The sequence below is a fragment of the Planomonospora antibiotica genome (genome assembly GCF_014647955.1).
GTDB classification, from domain to species: Bacteria; Actinomycetota; Actinomycetes; order Streptosporangiales; family Streptosporangiaceae; genus Planomonospora; species Planomonospora parontospora.
Genome location: NZ_BMQE01000004.1, coordinates 154600 through 169509 on the forward strand (window position 1 = coordinate 154600; position 14910 = coordinate 169509).

At 74.2% G+C, this 14910-nt stretch carries 16 protein-coding genes; 8 read left to right on the forward strand and 8 right to left on the reverse strand.

The features are described 5' to 3' along the window. Positions 1-21: 21 nt before the first annotated feature. Together IEZ06_RS05410 and IEZ06_RS05415 are read right to left on the reverse strand one after the other, a co-directional pair. Positions 22-984, reverse strand: coding sequence for a CPBP family intramembrane glutamic endopeptidase (locus IEZ06_RS05410; RefSeq protein WP_189235528.1), 963 nt, complete (start codon positions 982-984; stop codon positions 22-24). Beyond that, positions 981-1574, reverse strand: coding sequence for a PadR family transcriptional regulator (locus tag IEZ06_RS05415; RefSeq protein WP_189235529.1), 594 nt, complete (start codon positions 1572-1574; stop codon positions 981-983). Before IEZ06_RS05415 ends, IEZ06_RS05410 begins: the two co-directional genes overlap by 4 nt. A gap of 178 nt (positions 1575-1752) precedes the next feature. Between IEZ06_RS05415 and IEZ06_RS05420 the strand changes: the two genes are divergently transcribed. Then, on the forward strand, positions 1753-1983 hold the full coding sequence (locus tag IEZ06_RS05420; RefSeq protein WP_189235530.1) for an exodeoxyribonuclease VII small subunit: 231 nt from the start codon (positions 1753-1755) through the stop codon (positions 1981-1983). Between the two features lie 151 nt (positions 1984-2134). Here IEZ06_RS05420 and IEZ06_RS05425 read toward each other — a convergent pair whose 3' ends face one another. Together IEZ06_RS05425 and IEZ06_RS05430 are read right to left on the reverse strand one after the other, a co-directional pair. Continuing rightward, positions 2135-2683 carry a DUF4245 domain-containing protein gene (locus IEZ06_RS05425; protein ID WP_189235531.1) on the reverse strand — a complete coding sequence of 183 codons (549 nt, stop codon included), beginning with the start codon at positions 2681-2683 and terminating at the stop codon, positions 2135-2137. A 61-nt stretch (positions 2684-2744) separates the two neighbouring features. Next, complete coding sequence (locus tag IEZ06_RS05430) at positions 2745-3362, reverse strand: TetR/AcrR family transcriptional regulator (protein ID WP_068901241.1); 618 nt, start codon at positions 3360-3362, stop codon at positions 2745-2747. An 83-nt stretch (positions 3363-3445) separates the two neighbouring features. Here IEZ06_RS05430 and glpX point away from each other — a divergent pair, with 83 nt between their 5' ends. Then, a complete protein-coding gene (gene glpX, locus IEZ06_RS05435; protein ID WP_189235532.1) occupies positions 3446-4480 on the forward strand; it encodes a class II fructose-bisphosphatase in 1035 nt (344 codons plus the stop codon). A 166-nt stretch (positions 4481-4646) separates the two neighbouring features. Here the strand turns inward: glpX and IEZ06_RS05440 are convergent, their stop codons facing one another. After that, positions 4647-5285 (reverse strand): DUF1707 SHOCT-like domain-containing protein, encoded by a 639-nt coding sequence (locus IEZ06_RS05440; protein WP_229797803.1) that lies wholly within the window; start codon positions 5283-5285, stop codon positions 4647-4649. Positions 5286-5408: 123 nt separating this feature from the next. Here IEZ06_RS05440 and IEZ06_RS05445 point away from each other — a divergent pair, with 123 nt between their 5' ends. Beyond that, entirely contained in the window at positions 5409-6710 is a 1302-nt protein-coding gene (locus tag IEZ06_RS05445) for an MFS transporter (RefSeq protein WP_189235533.1), read from the forward strand. A 20-nt stretch (positions 6711-6730) separates the two neighbouring features. On the opposite strand, the gene IEZ06_RS05450 is transcribed toward IEZ06_RS05445, so the two are convergent. Then, positions 6731-8416, reverse strand: a complete 1686-nt coding sequence (locus IEZ06_RS05450) for an aminotransferase-like domain-containing protein (RefSeq protein ID WP_229797804.1) — start codon at positions 8414-8416, stop codon at positions 6731-6733. Positions 8417-8483: 67 nt separating this feature from the next. Between IEZ06_RS05450 and IEZ06_RS05460 the strand changes: the two genes are divergently transcribed. Then, positions 8484-9407 (forward strand): EamA family transporter, encoded by a 924-nt coding sequence (locus IEZ06_RS05460; RefSeq protein WP_189235534.1) that lies wholly within the window; start codon positions 8484-8486, stop codon positions 9405-9407. Positions 9408-9464: 57 nt separating this feature from the next. Here IEZ06_RS05460 and IEZ06_RS37090 read toward each other — a convergent pair whose 3' ends face one another. Together IEZ06_RS37090 and IEZ06_RS37095 are read right to left on the reverse strand one after the other, a co-directional pair. Then, positions 9465-9596 (reverse strand): hypothetical protein, encoded by a 132-nt coding sequence (locus IEZ06_RS37090; protein WP_268245578.1) that lies wholly within the window; start codon positions 9594-9596, stop codon positions 9465-9467. A gap of 229 nt (positions 9597-9825) precedes the next feature. Continuing rightward, the gene (locus IEZ06_RS37095) at positions 9826-9957 is read right to left on the reverse strand and encodes a hypothetical protein (RefSeq protein WP_268245579.1); all 132 of its coding nucleotides are present in this window, start codon (positions 9955-9957) and stop codon (positions 9826-9828) included. 221 nt (positions 9958-10178) lie between these two features. Here IEZ06_RS37095 and IEZ06_RS05465 point away from each other — a divergent pair, with 221 nt between their 5' ends. The 4 genes from IEZ06_RS05465 (at position 10179) to IEZ06_RS05480 (ending at position 14906) form a co-directional block, all read left to right on the forward strand. Beyond that, positions 10179-11834, forward strand: a complete 1656-nt coding sequence (locus IEZ06_RS05465) for a fumarate hydratase (RefSeq protein WP_189235535.1) — start codon at positions 10179-10181, stop codon at positions 11832-11834. Between the two features lie 85 nt (positions 11835-11919). After that, positions 11920-12480 carry a TetR/AcrR family transcriptional regulator gene (locus tag IEZ06_RS05470; RefSeq protein WP_189235536.1) on the forward strand — a complete coding sequence of 187 codons (561 nt, stop codon included), beginning with the start codon at positions 11920-11922 and terminating at the stop codon, positions 12478-12480. A 102-nt stretch (positions 12481-12582) separates the two neighbouring features. Continuing rightward, complete coding sequence (locus IEZ06_RS05475; protein WP_189235537.1) at positions 12583-13602, forward strand: SDR family oxidoreductase; 1020 nt, start codon at positions 12583-12585, stop codon at positions 13600-13602. A gap of 167 nt (positions 13603-13769) precedes the next feature. Beyond that, complete coding sequence (locus IEZ06_RS05480; protein ID WP_189235538.1) at positions 13770-14906, forward strand: serine/threonine-protein kinase; 1137 nt, start codon at positions 13770-13772, stop codon at positions 14904-14906. The last annotated feature ends 4 nt before the right edge of the window (positions 14907-14910 follow it).

Here is a 14910-nt window from a genome sequence, read left to right on the forward strand (position 1 = left end):
CCTGGCCCTCAGACCGGGACGTCAGGCCGGGACGTCAGGCCGGGCCCGCGGGCTCACTCCCGTGTCAGGCCCGGCGCCCCGGTTCCGGCGGCGCAGGAGGAGGAGTCCGGCCCCGCCGAAGAGGAGGACCGAGACGACCGAGTTGCCGGCGAGGCCGAACACCACGTCGCCGTGGCCCTCGTAGCGCACATGGCCGTTGATCAGGAGCGGGGTCGTCAGGGCGTTGCTGACCGTGTGGAGCACCACGCCGGGCCAGATCGAGCCGGTCCGCACGCGCATCTCGCCGTAGAGGACGGCCATCGCCACGATGCCCGCGAGGAAGGTCGGCAGGTACCACGCCCACGGCAGCGTCGTGCTCTGGCGGAAGTCCGCCTGCGACATCCAGACGGTGTACAGCGGGAGGTGCCACAGCCCCCAGACCAGTCCGACGAGGACGTGCGGGGCGACACCGCGCAGGCCGAGCGCCATCGCGGTGCGCGTGCCGTAGCCGCGGAAGATGAACTCCTCCAGCAGGTTCTTGACCACCAGGAAGCCGAGCGCGGTGGCGAAGGCGGCGAGGAGGGGCTGCTCGCCGGCGTGGGGTGCGACGGAGAACGTCGCGGCGCCGGAGGCCGTCGCCGCCGCCACCGCGACGGCGGTCACGGCCGGGGCGAACACCGCCGCGAACGCGAACCAGCGGGCCCGGCCCGCGAACCGCAGTGTGAGCCCCAGGCGTCCCGCGCCGTCCCGGCTGAGGAAGTACAGGGCGAGCGCGGTCAGCGCCGGGACGGCGATCCACAGTCCCTGCCCGTTCGTGCCGCCGCTGGCGGAGGTCACGCTCCCGGTGCCGACGGTCTCCCCGGTGGCCCGGTCCAGGGCGGCGAAGAGCCAGCCGCCGCCGACGGTGACGGCCGAGAAGACGGCGAAGTTGATCCGGGCGCGCAGCCGCGAGACCGGGCGGCGCCGCTGCGCGACGTCCACCGGATCGGCCGAGACGGTCATCATGATTCTCCGTTCGCGGGGGTGTCGTCCTCGGGGACGTCCTCGGGGACGTCCTCGGGGACGTCCTCGAGGAGGGTGAGGGCCTCGTCGACCCAGGCGATGGCGGCCTCGGCGTTGTGCCGTCCGGAGGAGATGGTCGTCAGGACGTAGGGCAGGTCCGGGGAGCCCGCCTCCTCGGCGGAGATCGTGCGGGCCAGGCCGTCGTACTCGGCCAGGCTCCGCTCGGCGTCCGCCCTGGTCTCCAGCAGCAGCTCCCGGCACTTGCGCACGCCCAGGGTCCGGCCGAAGAACAGCCGCAGCAGGAGCCCGCTCCGCGGCGGCGTCGCCGCGATCGGCTCGCTCAGCAGCTCGCGCAGGCGGGCGGTGCCGGAGTCGGTGATGGCGAAGGTCGACGAGCCGGAGCGCGGCCCCTCGCGGCGTTCCACGTGGCCCTGCCGTTCGAGGGCGCCGAGCGTCGGGTAGATCTGCCCGAAGCTCTCGCTCCAGAAGTGCCCCAGCACGTCCCGGATGGCCTCCCGGAGCGCGTAGGCCGTCATCGGGTGCATGCTCAACGCCCCCAGCACCGCCGTCTCCGTCTGGCTTCGCCGTGCCATCGGCACCTCCCTCTCTCTCAGATATATCTAACAGATACAGAATCGTATGGCAATCCTCCGCGCAGGGGACCGGAACTCCCTCTCCCCGCCGGACCCGGGACGCCCCCGCCCCCGTGCCGGGGCACGCGGGTCCGGCCGTGACCGGACCCGCCCGGCGGGGCACCACTAGGGTGGGTGCGTGGCCGAGGAGAAGACACCGTCGTACGAGCAGGCACGCGAGGAGCTGACCGAGGTGGTCCGCCGTCTGGAGGCGGGCGGGCTCACCCTGGAGGAGTCGATCGAGCTGTGGGAGCGCGGCGAGAGGCTGGCCGCGCTCTGCGAGGAGTGGCTGCAGGGCGCCCGGGTGAAGCTGGCCGCGGCCATGGCGCAGCGCAGGCAGCCCGACCCCGGCGGGGACGAGCCCTTCTAGGTCCCCGCCGGGACCGCTCCGGACCCCTGGCCGGGACGGCGGGCCCCTGAGCAGGGCGGCTCCGGCCCTCGCCCGGGACGGCGGCGGACCTCCGACCAGGACGGCTCCGGCCCCCGCCCGGGACGGCGCCGGCCCCCCGACCGGGGTCCTGCTAGGACGCGGCCTTCGGCTGCTCCTTCAGGGAGCCGGCGAAGGCGGTCAGCTCGTCCCACCCGGCGGTGCCGGTGACGACGACCACGGAGCCGGGCAGGACCCGCACCAGCGAGCGCTGGTCCTTGTCCTCCCGCTGGCGCTTCTCCCAGGCCGCGCCGGCGATCTGGACGGTGCCGACGGACCGGTTGCTGTTGGCCATCCGGTCGGCGAACCCGGTGGCGGGCTTCTCGTCGCTCTGCGCGAGCATCACGTGCTCGCGCTCGCCGTCGGCGCCCTTGGCGGTGGCGAAACCGAGCCGCCAGGTCACCACGCCCCGCTGCGCGGTCTTCCGGGAGCTGGTGGGGATCCAGTCCGCGGGCACCGGCTCGGGCGTCCAGACCCGGTACGGCGCGTCGCGCCGCATGTTGGCGACGTCGATGGAGTAGTCGATCCTGGGGATGTGCTCTTCCCTGCTCTGCGGCGTGACCAACAGGAAGACGAAGACGCCGAGAAGGCAGATCAGCATCGCGGCGACGTAGCCGCGGAAACCCTCAGTGAACCGTTGCACGAGTGGCGAGACTACCCGTCCGGGGGTGCGGTCCGGCCTGCAGGTGCGGCCGGGCGGGGTGTCACCCGGCGGCCTGCGGGCCGGGGATCCGCCCGATGATGGCGAGCACGTCCTCGGCGAGCCGGCGGGAGGCGTCCTCGTCCGGCGACAGGACGATCTCGGAGACGGCGGCGGCCAGCGCCCCGGTGACGACCACGACCAGCGCGCCCTCGTCGCCCTCGAACAGCGCGGCGTTGCGCTTGGCCCACTGGCGCAGCCGGTCGCGCATGACGAGCTCGAACCCGGGCGGGCCGTCACCGCGCAGGAACAGCGCGGCGAGCTCGCGCTCGGCCAGGCAGCCCTCCAGGTAGGCGCGGGCCCCGGCGATGAACAGCCGCATCGGGTCGGTCTCGCCCTCGGCCCTGGCCGACTGGAGCGCCTGCTTGGTGCGCTGGGTCTGCCGGGCCTGGAACTCCTCGAAGAGCGTCAGATAGAGATCGGCCTTGCCGGAGAAGTGGTGGTAGAGGCTGCCCACGCTCGCCCCCGCACGCGCGACCACCTCGGTGACCCCGGCGTCGGCGAAGCCGCTCGTGACGAAGACCTCCCTGGCCGCCGCCAGGAGCGCGACGCGCGTGGCGGCGCCCCGCTCCGAGGTCCGTGCGGTCACGCCCGTCGCCGACCGATCCGTGTCGCTGCTCATGGTCGGCAGATTATCCCTTCCGGGCCAGGCAAGAGGGGGACAACTACGATCGTTGCAGTAATCCACGAGAGGGGCCTTCCGCCATGTCCGAGCAGACGTCCGTTCCCGCCGCCCTCGCCACGGGCGCGCACGCGCCCGATCGCAACCTCGCCCTGGAACTGGTCCGGGTGACCGAGGCCGCCGCGATGGCCGCCGCCCGCTGGGTGGGGCGGGGCGACAAGAACGGCGCCGACGGCGCGGCCGTCAACGCGATGCGGCAGCTGATCAACACCGTGTCGATGAACGGCGTGGTCGTGATCGGCGAGGGCGAGAAGGACAACGCGCCGATGCTCTACAACGGCGAGTCCGTGGGCGACGGCACCGGCGCGGAGTGCGACGTGGCCGTGGACCCGATCGACGGCACCCGGCTCACCGCGCTGGGCATGCCCAACGCCATCTCGGTGATCGCGGTCAGCGAGCGCGGCTCGATGTACGACCCGTCCGCCGTCTTCTACATGGACAAGCTGGTGACCGGCCCGGAGGCCGCGTCCTCGGTGGACATCAACGCGCCGGTGGCCGACAACATCGCCGCGGTGGCCCGCGCCAAGGGGTGCGAGTCCTCGGACGTGACCGTGGTCGTCCTCGACCGGCCCCGGCACGAGAAGATCATCTCCGAGATCCGGGAGACCGGCGCGCGGATCAAGCTCATCACCGACGGCGACGTGGCCGGCGCGATCATGGCGGCGCGCACGGGCACCGGCGTCGACCTGATGCTCGGCGTCGGCGGCACGCCCGAGGGCATCATCGCGGCCTGCGCGCTCAAGTGCCTGGGCGGGGTGATCCAGGGCAGACTGTGGCCGCGGGACGACGCCGAGCGCCGCAAGGCCCTGGACGCGGGCCTCGACCTGGACGCCACGCTGACCACCGACGACCTGGTCAAGTCCGACGACGTGTTCTTCGCGGCCTCCGGCATCACCGACGGCGAGATCATGCAGGGCGTGCGCTACCGGGGCGGCCGGGCCGTGACCAGCTCGCTGGTGATGCGCGGCCGTTCCGGCACGATCCGCAAGATCGAGTCGGAGCACCAGCTCTGGAAGCTCCGCGCCTACAGCGCGATCAACTTCGACAGCGCCAGCTAGGACCCGCGCCGCGTCCCGGCGGACGGCCGGGACGCCCGGGACGCCCGACGCGGCGGTGCGGACCCCGCCGTCCGGGAGCCGCACCGGAGCCGCCCGGAAGCCGCGAAGGCCGTACGGCGGACCGTCGGAGGCCGTACGGCGGGCCATCGGAGGGAAGGTCCGCGCGTCAGCGGCGGAACCAGGAGCGGCGGGGCCGCTTGGGCGACTTGGCGATCACGCTGCCCATGGAGACGAGGCCGGTGATCTCGATGACCGGGCCGTCGGGGGCGGGCCGGACCTGGTTCTTCTTCCCGCCCAGGAAGAACGAGGCGGGCATCTCGATCCGCACGCCCTCCGGGACGATCAGTGTGAGCGTCCCGCCGATCACGGTGACCTGGAGGGTCACGTGGCTGGACTGCAGCAGCGCCTCGCACAGGTCGAGGGTGACGTTGGCGCAGACGGCGGTGGCGGAGAAGCGGGTGGGCACCACCCAGCGACCCGAGCGCTCCTCCGAGCCGAAGAAGGCCGTCACGGGCCGGACGTCGGTGCGCAGCGGCTGGTCCTCGGGCGGGAGCAGGTCGGCGGTGATCACGGCGAGCTCGCCCAGCGTGCGGGCGCGGTAGACCGCCTCCAGCCGCTCCTCGTGCTCGTCGTGGGCCAGCCTGCCGTCGGCGAGCGCGTCGCCCAGGACCGCGGCCACCCGCTCCCGGTCGGAGTCCCCCGCCCGCAGCTCGCCGGGGCGGGGTTCCGGCGCGTTCCCCCTGCGCGCGGGGGGCCGCAGCGGAGGCGGCACGGCCGGCGTCGCGGGGGGCCTGGAATCGTCCACGCCTCGACGATAATCCCTGCCGGCCCCCGATGCGCCCGGCCCGCGGACGACCGTTGACCCGGAGGGGAGACACGCCTAGCCTGGCGAGAACTTGAACCCCCCTCATGTTCTCTGGAGGTCGCGATGCCGACCCCGCGTGACCGGCAGGCACGGGTGGCGACCTGGGCCGCCTTCTTCGTCCAGGGCCTGTGCTTCGCCACCCTGCTCACCCATGTGATCGACCTGCAGCACGCGTTCGGGCTGAGCGACGGCGACCTCACACTGGTCCTGCTGCTGGTGCCGCTGATCGCGGGCGTCGGGAGCGTCGCCGCCGCACCGCTGGCCGCGCGGTACGGCAGCGCGCCGGTCCTGAGGCTCTCCCAGCTCGCCGTCTGCGCCGTCGTGGTCCTGATGGGCTGGAACGGCCAGCTCGCCGGGCTCTACGTCCTGAGCGCCGCCTTCGGGCTCTTCGTCGGGGCGGTCGACGCGGCGATGAACATGCAGGCGGTCGCGGTCGAGCGCCGGTACGGCATGAGCGTGCTGACCGGCTTCCACGCGGTCTGGAGCGTCGGCTCGATGCTGGGCGCCGGGCTCAACTCGGCCTTCAGGGCCCTGGAGGTGGACCTGGCCTGGGCGTTCTCCGTCCCGATGGTGCTCGGCGCGCTCGTCTCGCTGGCCCTGCTCCCCCGCCTGTACGGCGCCGCCGAGGAGCGGGTCCCGCAGCGGGCGGCCACCGGACACGCCGGGGAGCACGCCATGGAGCACGCAGTGGGGGGCACCGCGGAGAACGCCGGGCGGAACACCGCGGAGCACCCGGGGGAGGACGCACCGGCCGGACCGCCCGCGCGGGAGGGCCGGGAGAGGACGGCGCCGGTCCGGGTGCCGTGGCGGCCGATCATCCCGCTCTGCCTGGCGATGGCGTTCCTCTACGTCGGCGACGCGGCGGTCTCCAACTACAGCACGGTCTACATGGAGAAGGCGCTCGCCGCGAGCGAGTGGCTGGTGCCGCTGGCCTACTTCGCCTACCAGGCCGCCATGCTCCTGGCGCGGGTCCCCGGCGACCTCGCCGTCCGCCGCCACGGTCCGGCCCCCGTGGTCCGCGCGGGCGCGGTGGTCGGGGCGCTGGGCGCGCTCGGCGTCGTCATCGCCCCCGGCCCGGTCGTGGCCGTCCTGGCGTTCGGCCTGGTCGGGGTGGGCCTGTCCGTCATCGCCCCGCAGTCGTTCTCGGCGGCGGGACGGCTCGGCGCCGGGGCCGAGACGGCGATCGCGCGGGTCAACCTGTTCAACTACGTCGGGTTCGTCGTCGGCGCCGCCGTGGTCGGCACGATCAACGACACCGTGGACGTGCGGACGGCGTTCGTGCCCGCGGTGGTGCTGATCGCCCTGATCGTGCCGCTGGCCGGGGGTTTCCGGCCGAGGCCCGCGACCGCCCCGGCGGCCTCCTGACCTCCCCGGGGCGGCGGCCGTCAGCGGGTGAGGTCACCGGCGACCGCGGCGACGACCTCCCCCGCGCGCTGGACGGGGAGCCGCGCGAACCCCATGACCAGGGCGGGCGGACCCGGTCGGCGGCGCATCGGAGCCACCGGCTCGACCGCCAGGCCCCGGGCCCGGGCCGCCGCCGCGACGGCCCGCTCGTCCCAGCCGCCGGGCAGCTCGGCGAACAGGTGCAGCCCGGCGGAGACGCCCCACACGGTGATCTCGGGGAGGTGCTCGGCCAGGGCCCGCACGAGGGCGTCCCGCCGGGCACGGTACTCCCGGCGCATCCGCCGCAGGTGCCGGTCGTAGGCCCCGGTCCGCAGGAGGTCCGCCAGCACGTGCTGCTCCAGCACCGGCGACCCCATGTCCTGCTCCGCCCGTGCCCGCCGTACCGCCCCGGCGATGTGCGGCGGGGCCACCACCCAGCCGAGCCGGAGTCCCGGGGCCAGGGACTTGCTGACGCTCCCGGCGAGGACCACCCGGCCCGGGGCGAGCCCCTGCAGGCAGCCCACCGGGTCGCGGTCGAACCGGAACTCCGCGTCGTAGTCGTCCTCCAGGACCACCGCGCCCGTCGCCGCGGCCCACTCGGTCAGCTCCGCGCGGCGGCGCGGGGAGAGCACGACCCCGGTCGGATAGTGGTGGGCCGGGGTGAGCAGCACCGCCCGGACCTCCGCCGCGGCCAGCGCCGCCACGTCGATGCCCTCCTCGTCGGCCGGGACCGCGACCAGGTCGGCGCCCGCGGCCCGCAGCAGCGGCAGCTGGCGCAGGCCGGTCGGGTCCTCCACCGCGAGCCGCAGGCCGTGCTCGCGGTCCGCCGGGCGCGCGGCCCGGCCGGTGAACCAGCCGAGGTCGCGGCCGGGGTGCTCCCCCGGCCCGGGGAAGCGCCCGGCGAGCACCTGGACGGTGAGGCTGAGCCCCTGGGCGACCCCGCCCACGATCACCAGTTCGTCCGCGGTCGCGTCGGCCCCCCGGACCCGGCGCAGGTAGGCGGCCAGTTCCTCGCGCAGTTCCCGGACGCCGCCGGGATCGCCGTAGTCCAGGGCTCCGGCGGGGAGGGAGGCGAGCACCCGCCTGGTCGCGGCCAGCCATCGCTCCCGGGGGAAGGTCCGCAGGTCGGGGGAGGTGGGGCGGCGCCCGTAGTCGCACTCGTGGACCGGCGTCCCCGGATCCGCGGGGCCGGGGCGCTCCGCCCCCGCGCCCGGAGAGCCTCGGCGGGGGACACCGTCGGCCCCGGAAGCGGAGCCGGAACCGAGAGCCGGAGCGGAACCGGAAGCCGAACCGGGGCCGGAACCGGGACCAAGGCCGGAGCCGGGACCGGGACCGGGGCCGAAGCCGGGACCGAGACCGGGACCGGGGCCGAAGCCGGGACCGAGGCCGGGACCGGGACCGAGGCCGGGACCGGGAGCGAGGCCGGGACCGGGAGCGCGGCTCGCGGCGGGTGCGACCCTGGTCCCGGCCCCGACCTTCGCGACCAGGAACCCCTCGGCGACCAGCTGTTCGTACGCCTCGACGACGACGCCCCGCGACAGGCCGAGATCCCTGGCCAGCTCCCGGCTCGCCGGCAGCCGCACCCCGGCGGCCAGCCTGCCCTGCCGTACGGCTTCGCGCAGCTCGCGGGTGATCTGCCCGGCGATCCCGCCCGCGGCCCGGTCGACGCTCAGGTGGAGATCGGCCAATTGGTCCTCTGTTCTGCTCAGTGATTGGACTGAATGGGCGAACCATTGCCTCCCTAGCATTCCGGGCATGAGCGATGTTGTCACCACCCGCGCGGCCCGGTTCCGCGGTCCCGCCCAGGCGGCCGGGGCGATGTTCCTGGTGGGCACCCTGGCCGGCGTCTCCGGGCTGATCGAGGACTATCCGGTCTACGGCGGCCAGGCGCTGCGCTACCTGCTGGCCGCGGCGATCCTGCTGGCCGCCGTCCGGCTGTCGGGCCTGCGGTTCGTCCGGCCGTCGCCCCGCGAGGCCGCCCTGCTGGCCGCCCTCGCCCTCACCGGGCTGGCGGTCTTCAACGTGTGCGTGATCGAGGCCACCCGGCACGGGGGCCCCGCACTGGTCGGCACCGTGCTCGGCACCGTCCCGCTGGCGCTCGCCCTGATCGGCGGGCGCCCCTCCCCCCGGATGCTGGCGGCGGCGGCGGTCGTGGTCGCCGGGGCCACCGTGGCCACCGGCCTGGGCAGCGGCGAGCCGGCCGGGCTGCTCTGGTCGCTGGGCGCCCTGGCCTGCGAGGTGTGCTTCTCGGTGCTGGCCATCCCGCTGCTGCCCCGGCTGGGCGCGCTGCGGGTCTCGGCCTACTCCGCCGCGCTGGCCGTACCGCTGCTGGGGGCGATCGGGCTGCTGGCCGACGGGTCCGCGGCGCTGCGCGTGCCGACCGGCGCCGAGGCGGCGGGCCTGGGCTACCAGGCGGTCGTCGTCACCGCCGTGGCGTTCTTCCTCTGGTACGACGCGCTGCCCCGCATCGGCGCGGCCGCGGCCGGGCTGTTCGCCGGGCTGATCCCGGTCGGCGCGATGGTCACGGGTGCGGTGCTCGGCCTCGGCGCGCCGTCCGCGGCCGACCTGGCCGGGGCCGCGCTGGTCGTCGCCGGGATCGCCGTCGGGCTCACGGCCGGGTCCGGGCACGGGAGGGCCGCCCCCGCCCGGCCGGCGGCCGCGGTGGCGGACCCGTCCTGACCGGCGTCGCACGACGGCCTGCGGCGGCGTCGGCCGCGGCCGGTCGGCGCCCCGCCGTCAGTGGCGCAGCGGACGCTGGTTCTTGTTCTCCTCGGCGACCATGTGGAGCACGATGGTGAGCAGTGACCCGACGAGCCCGCCGATGACGAGCAAGCCGATGGCGAACAGTACGTAAGAACCGATTTCCATGATCTTCCCCCGAGCTGCCGGACATGCAACGCATACGGCATCATGTCCATCCTCCACCCGCCGCCCTGCCCGGACGGGCAAGGGACGTCACGGAAACCGCATGTTCCCGTCAAGGACGTTTCGCCCGCGCGGGCACCGGACCTGGACGCCGGACATGGGCACCGGACGCGGACACCGGACGCACGGAGGCCGGGCGCGGGGAGGAGCGCCCGGATCCGGCCCGCCGTCCTCAGCGGTGGACGATCGGCCACTCCTGGTCCCGGAGGCCGAGCTCGTGCAGCACGAGCCCGATCAGCGGCACGAGCAGCCCGGCGAGCACCAGCAGGCCGAATCCCAGCATCATGATCTGACCGGTTTCCATGGCTTCCCCCTCGGTGAAGCGGAACGGATGCTTTCACTCATCCCTCCGTCGCCGCGCGGGCAAGCGGACGTCCCGGGCGCGCCACGGTTCGCCCAAGAAGCGGCCGCGCCTCCGGGAGCCGTACGGCGGGCGCCTTCCGGAACGCCCGGCGGGAGGCCGTACCCTCTAGCAGGAACCGGCGAGAACCGGCAGAAGGCCCCCGGCACGGAGGATCGAAGACGATGCCCGAGTTCGACTACACCGACCTGCTCCCCCTGGGAACGGACGAGACGGAGTACCGCCTGGTCAGCAGTGAGGGGGTGCGCGTGGTCGAGGCCGCGGGCCGCAGGTTCCTGGAGGTCGACCCCGAGGCGCTGCGGCTGCTCACCGAGACCGCGATCCACGACATCTCGCACTACCTGCGGTCGTCGCACCTCGCCCAGCTCCGCAAGATCATCGACGATCCCGAGTCCAGCGGCAACGACCGCTTCGTCGCCCTCGACCTGCTCAAGAACGCGTCCATCTCGGCCGGCGGCGTGCTCCCGATGTGCCAGGACACCGGCACCGCCATCGTGATGGGCAAGCGCGGCCGGCACGTCCTGACCGACGGCGCCGACGCCGAGCACATCTCCCGCGGGGTCTACGACGCCTACACCCGGCTGAACCTGCGCTACTCCCAGATGGCCCCGATCACCATGTGGGAGGAGAAGAACACCGGCTCCAACCTCCCCGCCCAGATCGAGCTGTACGCCGAGGACCCGCACGGCCACCCGGACGAGTACAAGCTGCTGTTCATGGCCAAGGGCGGCGGCAGCGCCAACAAGTCGTTCCTGTACCAGGAGACCAAGGCCGTCCTCAACGAGAAGCGCATGCTGGCCTTCCTGGAGGAGAAGATCCGCTCCCTCGGCACGGCCGCCTGCCCGCCGTACCACCTGGCGATCGTGGTGGGCGGCACCTCGGCCGAGTTCGCGCTGAAGACCGCGAAGTACGCCAGCGCCCGCTACCTGGACTCCATCCCGACCGAGGGTTCCCCCAGCGGGCACGGCTTCCGCGACACCGAGCTGGAGGCCAAGGTCTTCGAGCTCACCCAGAAGCTCGGCATCGGCGCCCAGTTCGGCGGCAAGTACTTCTGCCACGACGTCCGGGTGATCCGCCTGCCCCGGCACGGCGCCTCCTGCCCGGTCGCCATCGCGGTCTCCTGCAGCGCCGACCGCCAGGCCCTGGCGAAGATCACCCCCGAGGGGGTCTTCCTGGAGCAGTTGGAGACCGACCCGGCCCGCTTCCTGCCGGACACCACCGACGAGCACCTGTCGGACGACGTCGTCAAGATCGACCTCAACCGGCCGATGGCGGAGATCCTCGCCGAGCTGACGAAGTACCCGGTCAAGACCCGCCTCTCGCTGACCGGTCCGCTGGTGGTCGCCCGCGACATCGCGCACGCCAAGATCGGCGAACTGCTCGACGCGGGCGGCGAGATGCCGCAGTACATGAAGGACCACGCCGTCTACTACGCCGGTCCCGCCAAGACCCCCGAGGGCTACGCCTCCGGCTCCTTCGGCCCGACCACCGCCGGGCGGATGGACTCCTACGTCGAGCGCTTCCAGGCCGCGGGCGGCTCCATGGTGATGCTCGCCAAGGGCAACCGGTCCAGGCAGGTCACCGAGGCCTGCCAGAAGTACGGCGGCTTCTACCTGGGCTCCATCGGCGGCCCGGCCGCCCGCCTGGCCCAGGACTGCATCAGGAAGGTCGAGGTCCTGGAGTACCCGGAGCTCGGCATGGAGGCCGTCTGGAAGATCGAGGTCGAGGACTTCCCGGCCTTCATCGTCGTCGACGACAAGGGCGAGGACTTCTTCGTGGACCGCACCGGCCCGGCCCTGTCCATCGGCCGCCGGAGCTGACCGCGGGGCGCGCCGCGGCCCGGGGAGCGGATCCCCGGGCCAAGGCGGCCTTGCAAAAATAGGAAGACCGGTCTACTTTTTCCCCATGGGCCAGAAAGGCGAGGAGACCCGCGGGCGCCTGCTCGACGCGACGCGGGACCTCATCGAGACCGGCGGTTACTTCGGCACGGGGCTGAACCAGGTGGTCGCCGCGAGCGGGGCGCCACGCGGCTCGCTCTACTTCCACTTCCCCGGCGGCAAGGACCAGCTGGTGGCCGAGTCCGTACGGCGTGCCGGGCGGGAGATCGGCGAGGCGCTGCGCGGGCTGGCGGAGGCCGCACCCGACGCCGCGGACCTGGTCGCCGGGGTGATCCGGCTGCTGGGCGACCGGCTGGAGGAGTCCGGCTGGCGCAAGGGCTGCCCGGTGGCGACCGTGGCGCTGGAGACGGCCGCCACCAGCGACCCCCTCCACCGGGCCTGCTCAGACGTCTACGGATCCTGGGAGGAGGCGCTCCGCCTGCGCCTGGCCGCGGACGGCCATCCCGAGCCGGACGACACCGCGGCCACCGTGCTCGCCCTGGTCGAGGGCGCGCTGCTGCTGGCCCGGGCGCACCGGAGCCGGGAGCCGCTGGACCGCGTCACCCGCCGGATCACCGCACTGCTGTAGAAATCCCGATCCCCCGCTCCCGGTCCCGGCCCCGCTCCCGCTCCGGCGGGTCGCCTCGCGCCTTGAAAATATGTAGACCGATCTATAAACAGGAGTGATCGCATGACCCCCGACTCCCTCGTCCTCGGCGCCGCCGGGTTCGTCGGCCGCTCCCTGGTGGCCGAGCTGCTCCGCCAGGGACGCACGGTCGCCGCCGCCGTACGCGGCTCCGGGGACGGGCTGACCGCCTGGCTCGCCGAGCAGGGGGTGGGGGCCTCCCGGTTGACCGCCGTCGCCTGCGACGTCACCGTGCCCGGTCTCGGCCTGCGGACGGACGCCGGCCTGGAGGGGGTGCGCGACGTCTACAACGCCGCCGGCCGGTTCGCCTTCGGGCTGACCGTGCAGGAGGCGCGGTCGGTCAACGTCACCGGGGCGCTCAACGTGGCCGACTGGGCCGCGGCCCGGCCCGGCCTGCGCCGCCTCGTCCACGTCAGCGGCTACCGGGTGAGCGGCGCGACCCCCGACTACCGGCGGGAGGGGCCCTACGAGGCCTCCAAGAAGGAGGCCGACGCGGCGGTGCGCGCCCGGGCCGTCGAGCTGGATCTCCCGCTGACCGTGGTCAACCCCTCCACCGTGATCGGCCCCGGCCAGTTCATCGGCCTCGCCTCGCTCGTCCGGGACCTCTGGCACCGACGGCTGCCCGTCCTCCCCGGTGGGCCGGACGCCTTCGTCCCCGTGGTCGACATCGACTACCTGGCCCGGTTCATGGCCGCCCTGCCCGAGCACGGGGAGACCGCGGGCAGGTCCTACTGGGTGCTCGACGACGGGACGCCCGAGCTCCCGGAGCTGGTCGCGCTGCTCGCGGCCCACCTGGGGGTGCCCGCGCCGCGGTGGTCGGTCCCCGTCGGGCTGGTGCGGCGGCTGCCCCGCGCGCTGACCGGAGCCGACCCGGAGACGCTGTCGTTCATCTCGAAGGACCGCTACGACACCGCTCCGGCCCTGGCCTTCGCCGAGCGGATCGGGCTGCGCATGCCGCCGGTCGGCCAGGCCCTCCGGCGCTGGGCCGACGACCTGGTCGCCGCGCGCTTCGGAGCGGCCCGCGGTGGCGCGGACGAGGCCGGTACGGCTCGCACGGCGCACTGACGCCGCGGCCTCGCGCCTCCGAGCCCCGTACGGCCCAGGCGGCGGGGGCGGAAACGGTCACCGTGCGTGTCCCGACTATCACCTGCGAGAGAATCTGACCCCAATGGACAAGAACTTTCGGCCCTGTCTCTACTGGTCGCACTACGCAAATCGGTAAGCTGCCCATCATGCGTGCGCCGTCCGGATACCTTCTTGCCGCGCGCTACCGGCTTGCCGAGCCGGTCGGGCGCGGCGGCATGGGCACCGTTTGGCGAGCGCACGACGAGCTGCTCGGCCGCGAGGTGGCGGTCAAGGAGGTGCGGCTGCCGCTGGTCCTCGACGAGGAGCTGCGGGCCGAGCTGTGCGCCCGGACCGAGCGCGAGGGGCGGGCGACCGCGATGGTCGCACACCCCTCGGTGATCACCGTCTTCGACGTCGTCACCGAGGACGAGCGCCCCTGGATCGTCATGGAGCTGCTCAGAGCCAGGTCCCTGGAGCAGCTGGTCCAGCAGGAGGGGCCGCTGCCCCCGCGCCAGGCCGCCGAGATCGGGCGGCAGGTGCTGGGCGCGCTGCGCGCCGTACACGCCAAGGGCATCCTGCACCGCGACGTGAAGCCCAGCAACGTCCTGGTGACCGGCGAGCGGGCGGTCCTCACCGACTTCGGCCTCGCCGCGCTGGAGGGCGAGGTCTCGATCACCCAGGCGGGCATCGTGCTCGGCTCCGCCGGCTACATCGCGCCGGAGCGGGTGCTGGGCTCCAAGGCGAGCCCGGCCGCCGACCTGTGGTCCCTCGGGGCGACCCTCTACACCGCCGTCGAGGGCCGGGGTCTGCACGGGCGGCGCACGGCCGCCGCCGCGCTGGCCGCGCTGACGAGCGGTGAGCCGATCCCGATGGAGAAGGCGGGCCCGCTCGCCCCGGTGCTCCGCGGGCTGCTCACGATCGACCCGGCCACCCGGCTCGACCCGGTCCGGGCCTCGCTGATGCTGGCCCGGGTGGCGGCCGGTGGGATCGCCGAGGAGCCCCTGAGCCGTCCCGCGGGCAAGCCCGCGCGGCCCGCCCCGGCGATCGCCGTGCCCTCGTTCAACCGCAGGCCCCAGCACCGCGGCCTGCACCGGGCGGGCACCACGCCGATTCCGCCTCCGCCGCCGGTCGCGACACCTGTGCCGCCGCCCCGCGGGCACCGTCGTCCCACCGAGGGGAACCACCGCAAACCGCCGCTGGCGCCGAGGCCCGCGCCGCGCCCTCTGGTCCGCCTCATGTCGCCGGTCATCCGGTTGATGCTGCCCCGCAGCCTCTGGCCCAAGGAACTCCGCAAGCGAGGCTAAAGCG